This window comes from Pseudonocardia halophobica (assembly GCF_027922425.1).
Taxonomy (GTDB): Bacteria; Actinomycetota; Actinomycetes; order Mycobacteriales; family Pseudonocardiaceae; genus Pseudonocardia; species Pseudonocardia halophobica.
Genome location: NZ_BSFQ01000275.1, coordinates 1 through 552, shown reverse-complemented (window position 1 = coordinate 552; position 552 = coordinate 1). Strand labels below are relative to the sequence as shown.

Genomic DNA, 552 nt, shown 5'->3' with positions numbered 1-552 from the left:
GGCGTCGCCCTCCGCCCCGAGGTCCTCGGCGGCGGGGAGCAGCGCGCCGAGATCGGCGCCGGGGCGGGCGCGGCCGGCCGCCTCCAAGGCGGCGGCGAGCGTGGCGGCCTGGGCGGCCTCGTCGGCGGCGAGGTCGGCGGCCCGCGCGGCGGCGTGGTCGCGCTCGGCGAGGGCCTGGCGGGCGGCGAGCAGGCCGCGGCGCACGGTGTCGGCCTCGTCCGGATGAGGGGCGGGGCAGGCGCCCCACAGGGCGATCCAGTGCTCGCGGGCCTGGGCGCGGGCGGTCGTCGCGGCCTGCGCGGCGCTCTCGGCAGCCGCGTGTTCCTCCTCGGCGGCGGTGGCGTCCGCCCGGGCGCGGGTCAGCTCGGCCATCCGGTCCGCGGCGGTGATCATGCCGTCGGCCAGCGCATCGGCTTCGCGGACCGCGCGCTCGACGGCGAGCGACGCCCGCGCGAGCCGGGCGGGGTCCGGCGCCGCGGGATCGCGGACGGCGGCCAGCAGGCCGTCGACCGCGGTGTCGCGCTCGCGGCGCGCGGCGGCCAGGGCCTCGGG

General features: G+C 83.2%; 1 protein-coding gene. It reads right to left on the bottom strand.

The features are described 5' to 3' along the window. A partial coding sequence (locus PKE99_RS38585; protein WP_271215175.1) for a hypothetical protein occupies window positions 1-552 on the bottom strand: 552 nt, incomplete at both ends.